Origin of the sequence: Nonomuraea sp. NPDC005692 (assembly GCF_040631115.1) — a bacterium.
Classification (GTDB): Bacteria; Actinomycetota; Actinomycetes; order Streptosporangiales; family Streptosporangiaceae; genus Nonomuraea.
Window position 1 is genome coordinate 180471 of the sequence record NZ_JBEXYU010000009.1, and the last position, 15754, is coordinate 196224.

Annotated in this window: 16 protein-coding genes; 13 read left to right on the forward strand and 3 right to left on the reverse strand. The window is 70.4% G+C overall.

Annotated elements, in window-relative coordinates; translation table 11 throughout:
• The first annotated feature begins 42 nt into the window (after nucleotides 1-42).
• From ABZ459_RS21210 to ABZ459_RS21240, 7 genes are all read left to right on the forward strand, one after another.
• Nucleotides 43-807, forward strand: a complete 765-nt coding sequence (locus ABZ459_RS21210; RefSeq protein WP_357972517.1) for an ATP-binding cassette domain-containing protein — start codon at nucleotides 43-45, stop codon at nucleotides 805-807.
• 11 nt (nucleotides 808-818) lie between these two features.
• On the forward strand, nucleotides 819-1580 hold the full coding sequence (locus ABZ459_RS21215; protein WP_357972520.1) for an ABC transporter permease: 762 nt from the start codon (nucleotides 819-821) through the stop codon (nucleotides 1578-1580).
• A 16-nt stretch (nucleotides 1581-1596) separates the two neighbouring features.
• Nucleotides 1597-2805, forward strand: a complete 1209-nt coding sequence (locus ABZ459_RS21220) for a cytochrome P450 (protein WP_357972523.1) — start codon at nucleotides 1597-1599, stop codon at nucleotides 2803-2805.
• Nucleotides 2806-2854: 49 nt separating this feature from the next.
• Entirely contained in the window at nucleotides 2855-3466 is a 612-nt protein-coding gene (locus ABZ459_RS21225; protein ID WP_357972526.1) for a DUF1707 domain-containing protein, read from the forward strand.
• 82 nt (nucleotides 3467-3548) lie between these two features.
• Complete coding sequence (locus tag ABZ459_RS21230; RefSeq protein ID WP_357972529.1) at nucleotides 3549-3875, forward strand: PadR family transcriptional regulator; 327 nt, start codon at nucleotides 3549-3551, stop codon at nucleotides 3873-3875.
• The gene (locus ABZ459_RS21235) at nucleotides 3872-4228 is read left to right on the forward strand and encodes a DUF1048 domain-containing protein (protein WP_357972532.1); all 357 of its coding nucleotides are present in this window, start codon (nucleotides 3872-3874) and stop codon (nucleotides 4226-4228) included. The genes ABZ459_RS21230 and ABZ459_RS21235 overlap by 4 nt, the downstream gene beginning before the upstream one ends.
• A 1-nt stretch (nucleotide 4229) precedes the next feature.
• Nucleotides 4230-4568 (forward strand): DUF1048 domain-containing protein, encoded by a 339-nt coding sequence (locus ABZ459_RS21240; RefSeq protein ID WP_357972535.1) that lies wholly within the window; start codon nucleotides 4230-4232, stop codon nucleotides 4566-4568.
• On the opposite strand, the gene ABZ459_RS21245 is transcribed toward ABZ459_RS21240, so the two are convergent.
• Nucleotides 4556-5314, reverse strand: coding sequence for an ABC transporter permease (locus ABZ459_RS21245; protein WP_357972538.1), 759 nt, complete (start codon nucleotides 5312-5314; stop codon nucleotides 4556-4558). The genes ABZ459_RS21240 and ABZ459_RS21245 overlap by 13 nt on opposite strands.
• Nucleotides 5311-6261: an ATP-binding cassette domain-containing protein gene (locus tag ABZ459_RS21250; protein ID WP_357972540.1), complete on the reverse strand. Its 951-nt coding sequence runs from the start codon at nucleotides 6259-6261 to the stop codon at nucleotides 5311-5313. The genes ABZ459_RS21245 and ABZ459_RS21250 overlap by 4 nt, the downstream gene beginning before the upstream one ends.
• Nucleotides 6262-6410: 149 nt before the next feature.
• Here ABZ459_RS21250 and ABZ459_RS21255 point away from each other — a divergent pair, with 149 nt between their 5' ends.
• From ABZ459_RS21255 to ABZ459_RS21280, 6 genes are all read left to right on the forward strand, one after another.
• Nucleotides 6411-7088: a helix-turn-helix domain-containing protein gene (locus ABZ459_RS21255; protein ID WP_357972543.1), complete on the forward strand. Its 678-nt coding sequence runs from the start codon at nucleotides 6411-6413 to the stop codon at nucleotides 7086-7088.
• 241 nt (nucleotides 7089-7329) lie between these two features.
• A complete protein-coding gene (gene kdpF, locus ABZ459_RS21260) occupies nucleotides 7330-7419 on the forward strand; it encodes a K(+)-transporting ATPase subunit F (protein ID WP_357972546.1) in 90 nt (29 codons plus the stop codon).
• On the forward strand, nucleotides 7419-9080 hold the full coding sequence (kdpA, locus tag ABZ459_RS21265; protein ID WP_357972549.1) for a potassium-transporting ATPase subunit KdpA: 1662 nt from the start codon (nucleotides 7419-7421) through the stop codon (nucleotides 9078-9080). The genes kdpF and kdpA overlap by 1 nt, the downstream gene beginning before the upstream one ends.
• A gap of 1 nt (nucleotide 9081) precedes the next feature.
• Nucleotides 9082-11187 carry a potassium-transporting ATPase subunit KdpB gene (kdpB, locus tag ABZ459_RS21270; RefSeq protein WP_357972552.1) on the forward strand — a complete coding sequence of 702 codons (2106 nt, stop codon included), beginning with the start codon at nucleotides 9082-9084 and terminating at the stop codon, nucleotides 11185-11187.
• A complete protein-coding gene (locus tag ABZ459_RS21275) occupies nucleotides 11188-12012 on the forward strand; it encodes a potassium-transporting ATPase subunit C (protein ID WP_357972555.1) in 825 nt (274 codons plus the stop codon).
• A gap of 13 nt (nucleotides 12013-12025) precedes the next feature.
• Nucleotides 12026-14548 carry an ATP-binding protein gene (locus ABZ459_RS21280; RefSeq protein ID WP_357972557.1) on the forward strand — a complete coding sequence of 841 codons (2523 nt, stop codon included), beginning with the start codon at nucleotides 12026-12028 and terminating at the stop codon, nucleotides 14546-14548.
• A 120-nt stretch (nucleotides 14549-14668) separates the two neighbouring features.
• Here the strand turns inward: ABZ459_RS21280 and ABZ459_RS21285 are convergent, their stop codons facing one another.
• The gene (locus tag ABZ459_RS21285) at nucleotides 14669-15517 is read right to left on the reverse strand and encodes an NlpC/P60 family protein (RefSeq protein WP_357972560.1); all 849 of its coding nucleotides are present in this window, start codon (nucleotides 15515-15517) and stop codon (nucleotides 14669-14671) included.
• Nucleotides 15518-15754: the final 237 nt, after the last annotated feature.

Here is a 15754-nt window from a genome sequence, read left to right on the forward strand (position 1 = left end):
GCGCCCACGGCGAGCCCCCGGAAGAGAAGACAGGACCGAGTGATGACGACACAACAAGATCCGGCGATCCAGGTGCACGGCCTGGAGAAGTCGTACAAGGAACTCAACGTGCTGCGCGGCGTGGACTTCGAGGTGGCACGGGGCAGCATCTTCGCGCTGCTCGGCTCGAACGGCGCGGGCAAGACCACGCTCGTGAAGATCCTGTCCACGCTGCTCAGGGCCGACGCCGGCACGGCCAGGGTCAACGGCCTCGACGTCGCCGGGCAGGCCGCCCGGGTGCGCGAGTCCATCAGCCTCACCGGCCAGTTCGCCGCCGTGGACGAGATCCTCAGCGGGCGGGAGAACCTCGTGCTGGTCGCCCGGCTGCGGCACCTGAAGAACCCCGGCAAGATCGCCGACGACCTGCTGGAGCGGTTCTCGCTGACCGACGCGGGCGGCCGCAAGGCCGCGACGTACTCGGGCGGCATGCGCCGCCGCCTCGACATCGCGATGAGCCTCATCGGCGACCCGCCGGTCATCTTCCTCGACGAGCCGACCACCGGCCTCGACCCCCAGGCGCGCATCGAGGTGTGGCAGGCCGTCAGGGAGCTCGCCGCCCAGGGCACCACCGTGCTGCTCACCACCCAGTACCTGGACGAGGCCGAGCAGCTCGCGGACCGGATCGCGATCCTGCACGAGGGCCGGATCATCGTCAACGGCACCCTCGCCGAGCTCAAGCAGCTCCTCCCGCCCGCCAAGGTCGAGTACGTCGAGAAGCAACCGACCCTGGAGGACGTCTTCCTCACCCTCGTCGGCACGAAAGCCTAAGGACCACCACGATGAGCAAGCACTTCTTCGGTGACACCACCGTCCTGCTGGGACGGTCCCTGCGCCACATCTCCCGCAGCCCGGACACCATCGTCACGACCGCGATCATGCCGATCGCCATGATGCTGATGTTCGTCTACGTGTTCGGCGGCGCGATCAGGACGGGGTCGGACTCGTATGTGAACTACATGCTGCCCGGCATCCTGCTCATCACGGTCGCCTCCGGCATCGCCTACACCGCCTACCGGCTGTTCATGGACATGAAGGGCGGCATCTTCGAGCGTTTCCAGTCCATGCCGACCGCACGCTCGTCCGTGTTGTGGGCGCACGTGCTGACCTCGCTGGTCGCCAACCTGGTCTCGCTCGTGGTCGTGATGCTCGTCGCCCTGCTCATGGGCTTCCGCTCCAGCGCGGGCCTGTCGGCCTGGCTGTCGGTCGCGGGCATCCTCATCCTGTTCACCCTGGCGCTGACCTGGATCGCCGTCATCCCCGGCCTGTCGGCCAAGACCATGGAAGGCGCGAGCGCGTTCTCCTACCCGCTCATCTTCCTGCCGTTCCTCAGCTCGGCGTTCGTGCCCACCGACACCATGCCCACCGTGGTGCGCGTCTTCGCCGAGAACCAGCCGGTGACCTCCATCGTCAACGCCATCCGCGCCCTGTTCGCCGAGCAGCCCGTCGGCAACGACATCTGGATCGCCCTCGCCTGGTGCGTCGGCATCCTGGTCGTCGCCTACGCCTTCGCCATGAACACCTACCGCCGCAAGATTTCCTAGGCCGCAAAGGACGATCATGACCGACTCCCTCCACACCGTCACGCCGATGCCCGCCGAACGCCGCTCCGGCTGCCCGTTCGACCCGCCCAAGGAGCTCGTCGAGGCCCGCGAGCACGGCCCCATCAGCCACTTCCCCTTCCCCGACGGACACCAGGGCTGGCTGGTCACCGGCTACGACCTGGTCCGCTCGATCCTGGCCGACCCCCGGTTCAGCTCCCGCAAGGAGCTCATGGCCCACCACCCGACCATCGACTACGGCGACATCGAGGTCCCCCCGGCCCCGCCCGGCGAGTTCCTGCTCATGGACGAGCCGCAGCACAGCCGCTACCGCAAGCCGCTCGTCGGCAAGTTCACCGTCCGCCGGATGCGGCTGCTGACCGAGCGCGTCGAGCAGATCACCGCCGAACACCTGGACGCCATGGAGAAGGCCGGCCCCACCGCCGACCTGGTGACCGCGTTCGCCAAGCCCATCCCCGCCATCGTCATCTGCGAACTGCTGGGCGTGCCGTACGAGGACCGGGGCCGCTTCCAGGAGAACATCGACAAGTTCCTCGGCGGCGAGGCCGGTGACGAGGAACTGATCGCCGCCTACCTCGCCACCCAGCAGTACCTGGCCGAACTCGTGGCCGCCAAGCGCGCCGCCCCGACCGACGACGTGCTCAGCGACCTGCTCGACAGCGACCTGACCGACGAGGAGCTGCAGGGCATGGCCCTGATCCTGCTGTCGGCCGGGTTCGACACCACCGCCAACATGCTGGCCCTCGGTACCTTCGCCCTGCTGCAGAACCCGGACCAGCTCGCCGCGCTGCGCGCCGACCCCACGCTCGCCGACCAGGCCGTCGAGGAGCTGCTGCGGTACCTGTCCGTCGCCAAGCAGTTCTACCGGGTCGCCCTGGAGGACGTCGAGCTGGCCGGCCAGACCGTCAAGGCCGGCACGATGGTCATCCTGTCCCTCAACACCGCCAACCGCGACCCCGAACGTTTCCCCGCCCCCCACACCCTCGACCTGCGCCGGCAGGACGGCGGCCACCTGGCCTTCAGCCACGGCATCCACCAGTGCCTGGGCCAGCAGCTCGCCCGCGTCGAGATGCGCGTCGCCTTCCCCGCGCTGCTCGCCCGCTTCCCCACCCTGCGCCTGGCCGTACCGGCCGACCAGGTCGCCCTGCGGCCGGAGATCGCCGACATCTACGGCGTCAAGAGCCTCCCCGTCACCTGGGACGCGTGACCACGGCCAGGAAGCGCCCGGATCCCTGAGCTCCAGAGAGGAACCACCCATGGCAGAGCTCCCGGCGGGTCCTGGGCAGCCCTCCTCACCGGCGCTGCGGGCCTCCGACGCGGACCGCGACCGGGTCACCGAGCTGCTGCGGACGGCCGTCGCCGACGGCCGGCTCGACCTGGCCGAATTCGAGGAGCGGCTGGAGGCGGCGTTGTCCGCCCGCACCGTCGGCGCGCTGGCCCCGCTCGTCACCGACCTGGTCGCGGGGCCGGGCAGCGCCGGCGCGCTCGCGCTGCCGCTCCCCGCGGCTCCGGCCGCCGAACTGCTCACCATCAAGGAGAAGCACGGCTCGGTGCGCCGCGACGGCCGCTGGAGGTTGCCGCACCGGCTGGCGCTGCGCACCGCGTGGAGCGACGTGCTGCTGGACCTGACCAGCGCGGTGCGCGGCGCGCCCGAGCTGGTCATCGAGCTGCGGGTGAGCGGCGGCAGCGTGGAGCTGGTCCTCGCGCCGGGCATGGTGCTGGAGAGCGACGAGCTCTCGGTGCGGCACGGCACGCTGGCGATCGGCAGGGCACCCGACGACGACGCACCGGAGGTGTTGCGCGTCCGCCTGACCGGCCGCATGCGGCACGGCCGACTCGCCGTCCGCCGGCAGCCGCCGCGCCCCTGATCACCAGACCAGCTACTCTGTGGTACTGTGTAGCAGTACTCGGTATCACCGAGTACTTCGGAAGGGCGGAAGAAGAGCCGCGATGGACAATCTGACGGAGATGCTGAAGGGCACGCTCGAGGGCTGCGTGCTCGAGATCATCGGCAGCGAAGAGACCTACGGGTACGCCATCACGCGCCGGCTGAACGACCTGGGCTTCGCCGACGTCGTCGAGGGGACGGTCTACACCATCCTGCTGCGACTGGAGAAGAACGGGCTCGTCCAGGTGACGAAACGACCGTCCGAACAGGGCCCGCCGCGCAAGTTCTACGCGCTCAACGACGCGGGACGCGCGGAGCTGGCGACGTTCTGGGCGAAATGGGCGTACATCACATCCCGGATCGACAAGCTCAAGGAGGGCGGGAGATGAATTTCTGGGAGACCATCACCGGCAGCGATCTCACCAGGGAATACAAGGCGTTCGAAGCCCGGGCCGCGGCACTGCCGGCCGACCACCGAGCGGCATGGGACGAGATCAAGGGCCATCTCTTTCACTACTCGGACTTCACCGGCCGGAACCTGATGCCGATCTTCGACGGCGTTCTGGGGTTGCTGGAGGAGACGGCGGCCGACGGGCAGAACGTTCACGAGGTGCTGGGCGACGACATCCCGGGCTTCTGCGCGGCACTGGCCGGCGAGACCGGGGGCCGCAGCTTCCGCGACCGGTGGCGCGAGCAGCTGAACAGGAACGTCGCGAGGAAACTGGGCCGGCTGGGAGGCTGACGTGGGCATCCAGGACATCATCGAGGGCAAGAAGCAGTGGCGGGCACACCTGGCGCGGGTCAAGGCGCTGCCGCCCGACTACCAGATCGTCTACAAGGAGATGCAGCGGTACTTCTTCAAGGTCGGGCCGGTCGGGCTGACCGACGGGCCCCTGCTACCGGGGATCGTCGACTTCTTCGAGGAGGGCGTCGCGGCCGGCAAGGGAGTCCTGGAACTCATCGGCGACGACGTCGCCGCCTTCGCCGACGGCCTGATCAAGGACTCCCGCACCTACGCCGACCTCTACCAGGAGTCCGTCAGCGAGAAGATCGGCACGAAGGGGAAGCCTCACCGGTCGTAGAGCCTTCGGGCCCACAGGTACCCGCCCAGCGCGATGACCGCGCTCCAGAGTGCCGCCGCCGCGAGGCTGGGCCCCGCGGGCTGCCCGGCCAGCAGCGCGCGCAGGGTTTCGATGACCGGCGTGAACGGCTGGTGTTCGGCGAACCAGCGCAACGGGCCCGGCATCGACTCCGGCGGCACCACGCCGCTGCCCAGGAACGGCAGCAGCATCAGCGGCATCGGCAGGTTGCTGGCCGTGGCCACGTTCCTGGTGACCATACCCAGCGCGGCCGACAGCCAGGTGACGGCGAAGGTGAACATGGCCAGCACCCCCACCACCCCGAGCCAGTCCAGCGCCGAGGCGGCGGGGCGGAAGCCGATCAGCAGGGCCGTCAGCGTCACGGCCGCGATCGCGGTGAAGTTCTGCACCAGCGCGCCGAGCACGTGCCCGGTCAGGACCGAGACGCGGGCGATGGCCATGGTCTTGAACCTGGCGACGATGCCCTCGGTCATGTCCATCGCCACCGCGATCGCGGTCCCCTGCGCGGCGCTCGCGATCGTCATGATCAGGATGCCGGGAGTGACGTAGCCGACGTAGGCGGCGCGGTCGCCGCCGATCCCGGCGCCCATGATGCCGCCTAGAACGTAGACGAACAGCAGCAGGAACACCACCGGGACGCCCGCGTAGGTGAGGATCAGCGTGGGGTAACGCCACATGTGCCTGATCTGGCGGCGCAACATGGTCGCCGAGTCGGTGATCGCTCTCATCGGGTGGACTCCTCGGTCAGGGTCAGGAAGACGTCGTCCAGGTCGGGCGTGTGCATCGACAGTTCGGCGACGTCGACGGCCTGCGCGTCCAGCAGTTCCAGGAGCTCGCGCAGCCCTCTGACGCCGGTGTCGGGGAGCTGCACCGTGAGGGACTCCTCGTCGCGCGCGGTCGCCCCCACCAGGGAGGCCGCCCTGCGGTACCCGTCGAGGTCGGCGAAGCGCACGACGACGTGGCCGCCGGGGACCATGCGCTTGAGCTCTTCAGGGGTGCCCTCGGCCACCAGCCGGCCCTGGCTGAGCAGCGCGATGCGGTCGGCGAGTTCGTCGGCCTCCTCCAGGTACTGGGTGGTCAGGAAGATGGTCACGCCGTCCTGCCGGACGAGGTCCCGGACGATCTGCCACATCGTGCGGCGGCTGCGCGGGTCCAGGCCCGTGGTGGGCTCGTCGAGGAAGATGAGCCTGGGCGTGCCGACCATGGTCATGGCGAGGTCGAGCCGGCGGCGCATGCCGCCCGAGTAGGCGCCCGCGGGCTTGCGCGCGGCGCCGGTGAGGTCGAAGCGCTCCAGCAGGTCGCCGGCTCGGCGGCGGCCCTCGGCGCGGCCGAGGTGCAGCAGGTCGGCCATGAGCCGCAGGTTCTCCTCGCCGGTGAGGAAGCCGTCGACCGCGGAGAACTGGCCGGTGACGCCGATCACGGCACGCACCTTGTCGGGCTCCCTGGCCAGGTCGTGCCCGGCGACCCGGATCTCGCCGGCGTCGGCCTTGATCAGGGTGGACAGGATCTGCACCGTGGTGGTCTTGCCCGCGCCGTTGGGGCCGAGCAGCGAGAAGACGGTGCCCTGCGGGATGGACAGGTCGATGCCGTCCAGGACGCGGTGGGCGCCGTAGGACTTGCGCAGCCCCGTCACCGAGACGAAGGCCCGCGACTCATCGCGATAGTACGTGTTCATCACCATTGAAAGCTACGTTGCTTTCAGAAATTGTGTCAATCAATGGAAACACATAAGTCCAGGTCATATGCGACAAACTGATACGTTGGCGCTGAAGCTGAATGCAATGAAACGTTGCATTGTGTGCGGACGAACGCAATAGTGAGGTCGTGGCAGAAGGAAGGTTGACCCTGCACGACCGCCGGCGCATCGCGGCCGGTCTCGCCGAAGGCCGCTCCTACGCCGAGATCGCCAGGCGGCTTGACCGGCCGACCTCGACGATCAGCCGCGAGGTCGGCCGCAACGGCGGCCCCGGCGACTACCGTCCCGAGCGGGCGCACCAGGCGACGGCGCGGCGGGCGCGGCGCGGCGCCCCGGCACGTTCGGCCGCACCCCGGAGCGGTGAGGTCTTCGAGGTGGAAGAGGGAGCCGTCGAGATGGCGGTCGCGATGGGCCTGCCGAAAATGGTGGCGCGCGTGCTCATCGGCCTGTGGCTGAGCGAGGACGGCCGGCTCACCGCGGCCGAGCTGGCCCGAGAGCTGAAGGTGAGCCCCGCCTCGATCTCCACAGCGGTGGGCTACCTGACCCAGCAGGGGTTGATCAGGCGCGAACGTGATCCGCAGCGGCGGCGCGACATCTACGTGGTCGACGACGACGCCTGGTACCACTCGACGATGATCAGCGCGCGGCAGACGCTCGCGGCGGCGGAGGTCGCGAAGGCGGCGGGGCAGACGCTCGGGCTCGACACGCCCGCGGGACGGCGCCTGGCCAGGGGCGGCGCGTTCCTGGAACGGATCAGCCTGGACGCCCTGGCGTCGGCCGAACGCTGGCGCCACCTCTTGCCGTGACCGGAGCGCGGCCCGCCGCGTAGAGAGGCCGTCAAGATTCGGGCCACGGCCGTATGAAAGGCGTCAAGAACGACAAAACACCCCATTTTCCGGCGTTTGCTGAACCTGCGGCCGCCCGTCAAGGGGCGGCGGCGATCTCATCATCGAGCTGAGGAGTGGGGATGGCCGACGTCATCTTCGTCGCCCTGACGATCGCGATCTTCGTGATCTTCGGGCTGGTCGTGCGGGCGGTGGAGCGGCTGTGAGCGCCGTCAACGCCACCGGTCTCATCGTGGTCGCCGGTCTGGTGATCTTCATGGTCGCGGCCCTGCTGTTCCCGGAGCGGTTCTGATGAGTACGGCCCTGGCCGGGATGATCTTCATCGTCTCCCTGATCGCCGCTCTGGCCCTGGTGCACAAGCCGTTCGGCGACTACATGTACCGCGTCTACGCCACGACGAAGCACAACGTCGTCGAGCGCGGCATCTACCGCCTGCTCGGAGTGCGGGCCGACGCCGAGCAGAGCTGGCCCGTCTACGCCCGCAGCCTGCTGGCCTTCTCGGTGATCTCGGTCCTGGTCGTGTACGGCCTCCAGCGCCTGCAGGACAAGCTGCCGCTCAGCCTCGGCATGGAGCCGGTCACCGATCACATCGCCTGGAACACCGCGATCAGCTTCGTCACCAACACCAACTGGCAGGCGTACTCGGGCGAGTCCACGATGGGCCACCTGACCCAGATGACCGCCCTGGCCGTGCAGAACTTCGTCTCCGCGGCCGTCGGCATGGCGGTCGCGGTGGCGCTCGTACGCGGGTTCGCCCGCCGTAAGTCCGGCACGATCGGCAACTTCTGGGTGGACCTGGTCCGCGGCACCCTGCGCATCCTGCTGCCGATCGCCTTCGTCGGCGCGCTGGTGCTGGTGGCGGGCGGCCTGGTGCAGAACTTCTCGGGCGTGCACGAGGTGGCCACGCTGACCGGCGGCACGCAGGTCATCACCGGCGGCCCGGTCGCCTCCCAGGAGGTCATCAAGGAGCTGGGCACCAACGGCGGCGGCTTCTACAACGCCAACTCGGCCCACCCGTTCGAGAACGCCACGAGCTGGACGAACTGGTTCGAGATCTTCCTGATCCTGGTGATCCCGTTCTCGCTCACCCGTACCTTCGGCCGGCTGGTCGGCCAGGTCCGGCAGGGGTACGCGATCCTCGCGGTGATGGGCGTGCTGGCCCTGGCGAGCGTCCTGCTCACCAACGTCTTCGAGCTGTCCGGGAACGCCACCGTGCCGCAGGCGGCCGGCGCGGCGCTGGAGGGCAAGGAGCTGCGCTTCGGCGTCTCGAACTCGGCCACCTTCGCCGCCTCGACCACCCTCACGAGCACCGGAGCGGTCAACTCCTTCCACGACTCCTACACGCCGTTCGGCGGCATGATGACGATGGTCAACATGATGCTCGGCGAGGTCGCGCCCGGCGGCGTCGGCTCGGGCCTGTACGGCATGCTGATCCTCGCCGTGATCACGGTGTTCGTGGCGGGCCTGATGGTCGGCCGCACCCCCGAGTACCTGGGCAAGCGCATCGGCGCCCGCGAGATCAAGCTCGCCTCCCTGTACTTCCTGGTCACCCCGGCCCTCGTGCTGGTCGGCACCGCGTTCGCGATGGGCTCGGCGGAGCGGCGCGCGAGCATGCTGAACGGCGGCCCGCACGGCCTGTCGGAGGTCCTGTACGCCTTCACCAGCGCCTCCAACAACAACGGCTCCGCCTTCGCCGGCCTCACCGTCAACACCCCCTGGTACGACGTGGCGCTCGGCCTGTGCATGGCCTTCGGCCGGTTCCTGCCGATCATCCTGGTGCTGGCCCTGGCCGGTTCGCTGGCGGCGCAGTCGCCCGTCCCCGAGGGCGCCGGCACGCTGCCCACGCACCGGCCGCTGTTCGTCGGCCTGGTCGTCGGCGTGACGGTCGTCCTCGTCGCCCTCACCTTCCTCCCGGCACTCGCGCTCGGCCCGATCGCAGAAGGACTGTCCTGACATGTCAACCCCCGTACTGGACAAACCCTCCCCCGCGCGGCGGGACGGCCGCGTGGGCGGCGGCCTGCTGGACCCCCGGCAGCTCGTCAGGTCCCTCCCCGACGCGGTCAAAAAGTTGAACCCGGCCACGCTGTGGCGCAACCCCGTCATGCTGATCGTCGAGGTCGGCGCGGTGTTCACCACCGTCCTGGCGATCGTCGAGCCGTCGTTCTTCGCCTGGGCGACCGTCGTGTGGCTGTGGCTGACGGTGATCTTCGCCAACCTGGCCGAGGCCGTCGCGGAAGGGCGCGGCAAGGCGCAGGCGGCGACGCTGCGCAAGGCCAAGACCGACACCCGGGCCCGCCGCCTGCGCGGCGACGCCGAGGGCGGCTGGGACACGGTCGGCGCGCCCGAGCTGCGGCAGGGCGACCTGGTGGTGGTCGAGGCCGGCGAGGTCATCCCCGGCGACGGCGACGTGGTCGAGGGCATCGCCTCGGTGGACGAGTCGGCCATCACCGGCGAGTCCGCGCCCGTCATCCGCGAGTCGGGCGGCGACCGCTCGGCGGTGACCGGCGGCACGAAGGTGCTCTCCGACCGGATTGTCGTCAGGATCACCCAGAAGCCCGGCGAGAGCTTCGTCGACCGCATGATCGCCCTGGTCGAGGGCGCCGACCGGCAGAAGACGCCCAACGAGATCGCGCTCAACATCCTGCTGGCCGCCCTGACGGTCGTCTTCCTGGTCGCCACCGTGACCATGCAGCCGCTGGCCGTCTACTCCAAGCAGATCAACCCCGGCGTCCCCGACTCGCTCGCGCTCGACGCGGACGGCGTCACCGGCATCGTCCTGGTCTCGCTGCTGGTCTGCCTGATCCCCACCACGATCGGGGCGCTGCTGTCGGCCATCGGCATCGCCGGCATGGACCGTCTGGTGCAGCGCAACGTCCTGGCCATGTCCGGCCGCGCGGTGGAGGCGGCCGGTGACGTGTCCACGCTGCTGCTGGACAAGACCGGCACGATCACGCTGGGCAACCGGCAGGCGGCCGAGTTCGTCCCCGTGGACGGGGTCGGCGAGCGGGAGCTCGCCGAGGCCGCCCAGCTCTCCAGCCTCGCCGACGAGACCCCCGAGGGCCGCTCGATCGTGGTGTTCGCCAAGGAGCGGTACGGCCTGCGCGAGCGCGAGATCCACGGCGCCGAATGGGTGCAGTTCACCGCCCAGACCCGCATGTCCGGCGTGAACCTGGACGGCCGCGAGGTCCGCAAGGGCGCGGCCACCGCGGTCATGAAGTGGGTGCGCGACAACGGCGGCCACCCCACCGACGACGTCGGCCACATCGTGGACGGCATCTCCGCCTCCGGCGGCACCCCGCTGGTCGTGGCCGAACGGGGCCGCGTGCTCGGCGTCATCCACCTCAAGGACGTCGTCAAGCAGGGCATGCGCGAACGTTTCGACGAGATGCGCCGCATGGGCATCCGCACCGTCATGATCACCGGCGACAACCCGCTCACCGCCAAGGCCATCGCCGACGAGGCCGGCGTGGACGACTTCCTGGCTGAGGCCACCCCCGAGGACAAGCTCGCCCTGATCAGGAAGGAGCAGGAGGGCGGCCGCCTGGTCGCGATGACCGGCGACGGCACCAACGACGCCCCCGCCCTGGCCCAGTCGGACGTCGGCGTGGCCATGAACACCGGCACCTCGGCCGCCAAGGAGGCCGGGAACATGGTCGACCTGGACTCCAACCCGACCAAGCTCATCGAGATCGTCGAGATCGGCAAGCAGCTGCTGATCACGCGGGGCGCGCTGACCACGTTCTCGATCGCCAACGACATCGCGAAGTACTTCGCGATCATCCCGGCCATGTTCGCGGCCGTCTACCCCGGCCTGGACGCGCTCAACGTCATGCGCCTGTCCAGCCCCCAGTCCGCGATCCTGGCCGCGGTGATCTTCAACGCGCTGGTCATCGTCGCGTTGATCCCGCTGGCGCTCCGAGGCGTCCGGTACCGGCCGTCCAGCGCGTCCAAGCTGCTCTCGCGCAACCTGTACGTCTACGGCCTGGGCGGCATCGTCGCCCCCTTCATCGGTATCAAGATCATCGACCTGTTGATCCAGTTCCTTCCGGGGATGTCATAAATGGAACGCCTGCCAAGCCTGCTCCGCCGGCACCTCGCCGCCCTGCGCGCCGTCGCCGTCCTGACCGCGTTGCTCGGCATCATCTACCCGCTGGTCACCACCGGGGTCGCCCAGGCGCTGTTCAACGGCCGGGCCAACGGCTCGATCGTCGACGGCGGCCACGGCAGCGCCCTGATCGGCCAGTCCTTCACCGACAAGGACGGCAATCCGGTCAGGACGTACTTCCAGTCCCGCCCGTCGGCCGCCGGCGACGGCTACGACCCGACCTCGTCCGGCGCGAGCAACCTGGGCCCCGAGGACGTCGTGGACACGCTGCCGGTCGCGGGTGCGGAGGGCCGGCAGTCGCTGCTCACCCAGGTCTGCGCCCGTTCCAAGGCGGCCGGCGAGCTGGAGGGCGTCAGCGGCGCCCGCCCGTACTGCACCCCGGACGGGGTCGGCGCGGTGCTCAAGGTCTTCCCCGACCGGGCCGTCAGCGTCAACCAGGCCTGCCCGGCCACTCCGTTCGTCGCGACCTATCAGGGCAGGCGGGTGGAATGTGCCAAGCCGGGTGAGGACTACGCCGCCGGGCGCACCGTCCCCGTCCGGGGGAACGCGACGGCGGTCGTCCCCGCCGACGCGGTGACCGCGAGCGGCTCCGGCCTCGACCCGCACATCTCCGTCGCCTACGCCGACCTCCAGGCGCCCCGCGTCGCCAGGGAACGCGGCCTCGACCGGGCCGAGGTCGAACGGCTCGTCAAGGAGCACACCACCGGCCGCGTGCTCGGCTTCATGGGCGAGCCTGCGGTGAACGTGCTCGAACTCAACCTCGCGCTCGACAAGGCATGAGGTGAGGGGCCGGTTGCGGGTCTACCTCGGGGCGGCGCCCGGGGTCGGCAAGACGTACGCGATGCTCGGCGAGGGCCGCCGCGCGCGGGAACGCGGCCGGGACGTGGTCGTGGGCCTGGTCGAGACCCACGGCCGCCCCCGCACCGCCGCCCTCCTGGAGGGCCTGGAGATCGTCCCGCGCCGGACCGTCGTCCACCGCGGGGCCACCTTCACCGAGCTCGACGTGGACGCCGTCATCGCCCGCCGGCCGAAGGTGGCGCTGATCGACGAGCTGGCCCACACCAACGTGCCCGGCTCGAAGAACGTCAAGCGCTGGCAGGACGTGGACGAGATCCTGGACGCCGGCATCGACGTCGTCTCCACGGTGAACGTCCAGCACCTGGAGTCGGTCAACGACGTCGTCCAGGAGATCACCGGCGTGCCGCAGCGCGAGACCGTGCCCGACGAGGTGGTGCGCCGCGCCGACCAGATCGAGCTGGTGGACATGTCACCGGAGGCGCTGCGCCGCCGCATGGCGCACGGCAACGTGTACGCGCCCGAGAAGGTCAGCGCCGCCATGTCGAACTACTTCCGCGTCGGCAACCTCACCGCGCTGCGCGAACTCGCGCTGCTGTGGGTGGCCGGCAAGGTGGACGACCAGCTCGACCGCTACCGCGCCGACCACGGCATCGCCACCACCTGGGAGACCCGCGAGCGGGTGGTGGTCGCCCTGACCGGCGGCCCCGAGGGCGACACACTGGTCCGCCGGGCCGCCCGCATCGCCGCCCGCACCAAGGGCGCCGACCTGCTGGCGGTGCACGTCACCAGCGCCGACGGGCTGGCCGGCGCCGACCCGGCCAGCCTGGCCCGCCAGCGCACGCTGGTGGAGGACATGGGCGGCAGCTACCACCAGGTCGTCGGCGACGATGTCCCGCGGGCGCTGCTCGACTTCGCGCGCGGCGTCAACGCCACGCAGCTCGTCCTGGGCGCCTCGCGCAGGGGGCGGTTCGCGCAGGTCCTCTCCCGGGGCGTCGGCGTGGAGACCACCGCCCGGTCCGGCTCGATCGACGTCCACATGATCACGCACGAGGAGGCCAAGCAGGGACGCCGGAGGCCCGCCCGCACGCGCGCCGCGCTCACCCGCGCCCGGCGGGCGAGCGGCTGGGCGCTGGCGGTGGCCGGGATGCCGCTGCTGACGGCCGCGCTGGCGCCGTTCCGCGACATGTTGTCGCTGCCCAGCGAGATCCTGTTCTTCCTGTGCCTGACCGTCGGGGTGGCCCTGGTGGGCGGCATGTGGCCGGCCATCACCGCGGCCGTCGGCGGTTCGCTGCTGCTCAACTGGTTCTTCACCGCGCCGGTCGGCGAGTTCACCATCGCCGCCCCGGAGAACCTGTTCGCGCTGGTCGTGTTCGTGCTGGTGGCGGCGGCGGTGAGCACGATCGTGGACATCGCCGCCCGCCGGACGCGAGAGGCCGCGCGGGCCGGCGCCGACGCCGAGCTGCTGTCCACCATGGCCGGACACGTGCTGCGCGGCGAGGCCGCGGTGTCCTCGCTGCTGGAACGTATGCGCGAGACCTTCGGCCTGACCTCCGTCACCCTGCTGGAACGGCGGCCCGAGGCCGCGCGCGTGCCCGACCAGCAGTCCGACCCGGACGCCTGGCGGATCGTCGCCACCTCCGGCGGCGCACCCGCCACCTGCCCAGGACGGTCCGACACCGACGTCGTCATCGACGAGGAACTGGTCCTGGCCGCCAGGGGCGAGCCGCTGGAGGCCGCCGACCGCACGGTGCTGGAGGCGTTCGCCGCCGAGACCGCCGTCGCGCTGCGCCAGGAACGCCTGCAGCAGGAGGCCGAACGCGCCCGCCCGCTCGCCGAGGCCGACCGCATGCGCACCGCGCTGCTGGCCGCCGTCAGCCACGACCTGCGCACGCCGCTCGCCTCCGCCAAGGCCGCCGTCGAGAGCCTGGGCAGCACCGAGGTCGCCTGGTCGGAACGGGACCGGTCCGAGCTGCTCGCCACCGCCGAGGAGTCGCTGGACAAGCTGGACCGGCTGGTGGCGAACCTGCTGGACATGAGCCGCCTGCAGGCGGGCGTGCTCGGGGTGAGCGCGCAGCCGCTGGCGCTCGAAGAGATCGTGCCGCGTGCCATCGACGACCTCGGCCCGCTGCGGGACCGCGTCGAAGGCGACGTCTCCGTCGAGCTGCCCGACGTGCTGGCCGATCCCGCGCTGCTGGAACGCGTCCTGGTCAACCTCATGTCCAACGCCGTGCGCTTCAGCCCGCCCGGCCGGACCGTGCTGATCACCGCGAGCGGGCACGGCGACCACGTCGAGATCCGGGTGATGGATCGCGGCCCCGGCATCCCGCCGGCGGCGCACGACCGCGTCTTCCAGCCGTTCCAGCGGCTCGGCGACCGCGACAACCACTCGGGCGTCGGGCTCGGGCTCGCCCTGTCCCGCGGACTCGCCGAGGCCATGGGCGGCACACTCGTGCCCGACGAGACCCCCGGAGGCGGCCTCACCATGATCCTCACCCTCCCCGCCGCCCCCGGACGGTGAGTTCCTGCCCGGGGCCGGTCAAGTGAGCCCCTGGCAGCGTGGCCAGGGGCTCCTTGTGGCGGGCCGGATCACGTTCGTGGCACCGCCGGGCGGACTGTCGGCCGCGGGTGCGCCAAGTTCTCAGGAGTAGCGACGGAAGCCGGTGATCGAGCCCGGGTAGTTGATGGGGTCGTAGCGGACCCCGGTGGCACTGTTGAGCGCATTGATGATCTCGTCGTTGCCGACATAGATCCCTACGTGGCCAGGCAGGGAACCGTTGTAGAACACCAGGTCACCGGGCTGCAGGCTTGCCCTGCTGACCGCCCAGCCCTGCTGGTACTGGCCCTGGCTGGTGCGGTTCAGGCCGATCCCCACGCTCTCGTAGGCCTTGAGCGAGAGGCCGGAGCAGTCAAAGGCGTTGGGCCCGGTCGCCCCGTAGACGTAAGGCTTGCCGACCTGCCGGCGGGCGAAGGCGACCGCGCCCGCGGCGGCCATCTTGTTGGCTCCTCCGTTCGTGTACGTGGTCCAGAAGGGGCCCGACGCGCCGTAGGCGACCACGTTTCCGTCGTCCTGGATGACCAGCGTCCCACCGCCGGTGGCGTGGCTCCGGCTGGCCCAGACCACGCTGCGATCCGGCCGGTAGATCACCAGGTTGCCGTCGCCCTGGTTGGCGAGGTAGGCGCCGTTGTTCTCGGCGGCGTTGGTGTACGTGGCCCACAGGACGCCGCTCGGCCCGTAGAGTGCGAGGTTGCCGTCACCCTGCATGACGAGCCGGTAGGCGTGGTTGGGTGACTCGATCCAGTCGGTCGAGCCTAAGTTCGTCACGCCGATGCGGTCGCCCCTCGACTGGGCGTCCGCCGGTGACGTGGAGAACACCAGCAGGAACACGCTGAAGGCGGCGAGCAGCGCGGATGTCCCGCGGAGCCGGAAGCGGAGTGCCGCCGCCAGCTTGCCGCCGCCACCGTGTGGGTCGTGTGCCGGGATGTTCATGATTGCTCCTTCGGTTCGTCCGTGCCGTGAGAGGTGGTCTCAGCGGTAGTGAAGGGCGCCCGCCGCCGGCCGGACAGTGCAGCCCCGCACCCGTCCGGCAGGGGTGCCTGCCACGTGATGCCGACCGGAATTTCTCGCGCCGCACAGCCGAATCCCGGCCGGCTTCCGCGTGGAAGTTTTTTCGTTGTTCCGCAACTCGGCGGCGTATACCGGGCGCTATTCTCTGGGTGGCCGGTG

Excerpts from the sequence above, each read along its gene's own strand:
- kdpA (WP_357972549.1), top strand. The coding sequence starts at position 7,419 with ATGAGTACGGCCCTGGCCGGGATGATCTTCATCGTCTCCCTGATCGCC.
- ABZ459_RS21235 (WP_357972532.1), top strand. The coding sequence starts at position 3,872 with ATGAATTTCTGGGAGACCATCACCGGCAGCGATCTCACCAGGGAATAC.
- ABZ459_RS21275 (WP_357972555.1), top strand. The coding sequence starts at position 11,188 with ATGGAACGCCTGCCAAGCCTGCTCCGCCGGCACCTCGCCGCCCTGCGC.
- ABZ459_RS21250 (WP_357972540.1), bottom strand. The coding sequence starts at position 6,261 with ATGAACACGTACTATCGCGATGAGTCGCGGGCCTTCGTCTCGGTGACG.
- ABZ459_RS21215 (WP_357972520.1), top strand. The coding sequence starts at position 819 with ATGAGCAAGCACTTCTTCGGTGACACCACCGTCCTGCTGGGACGGTCC.
- ABZ459_RS21285 (WP_357972560.1), bottom strand. The coding sequence starts at position 15,517 with ATGAACATCCCGGCACACGACCCACACGGTGGCGGCGGCAAGCTGGCG.
- kdpB (WP_357972552.1), top strand. The coding sequence starts at position 9,082 with ATGTCAACCCCCGTACTGGACAAACCCTCCCCCGCGCGGCGGGACGGC.
- ABZ459_RS21220 (WP_357972523.1), top strand. The coding sequence starts at position 1,597 with ATGACCGACTCCCTCCACACCGTCACGCCGATGCCCGCCGAACGCCGC.
- ABZ459_RS21230 (WP_357972529.1), top strand. The coding sequence starts at position 3,549 with ATGGACAATCTGACGGAGATGCTGAAGGGCACGCTCGAGGGCTGCGTG.
- ABZ459_RS21225 (WP_357972526.1), top strand. The coding sequence starts at position 2,855 with ATGGCAGAGCTCCCGGCGGGTCCTGGGCAGCCCTCCTCACCGGCGCTG.
- ABZ459_RS21210 (WP_357972517.1), top strand. The coding sequence starts at position 43 with ATGACGACACAACAAGATCCGGCGATCCAGGTGCACGGCCTGGAGAAG.
- ABZ459_RS21245 (WP_357972538.1), bottom strand. The coding sequence starts at position 5,314 with ATGAGAGCGATCACCGACTCGGCGACCATGTTGCGCCGCCAGATCAGG.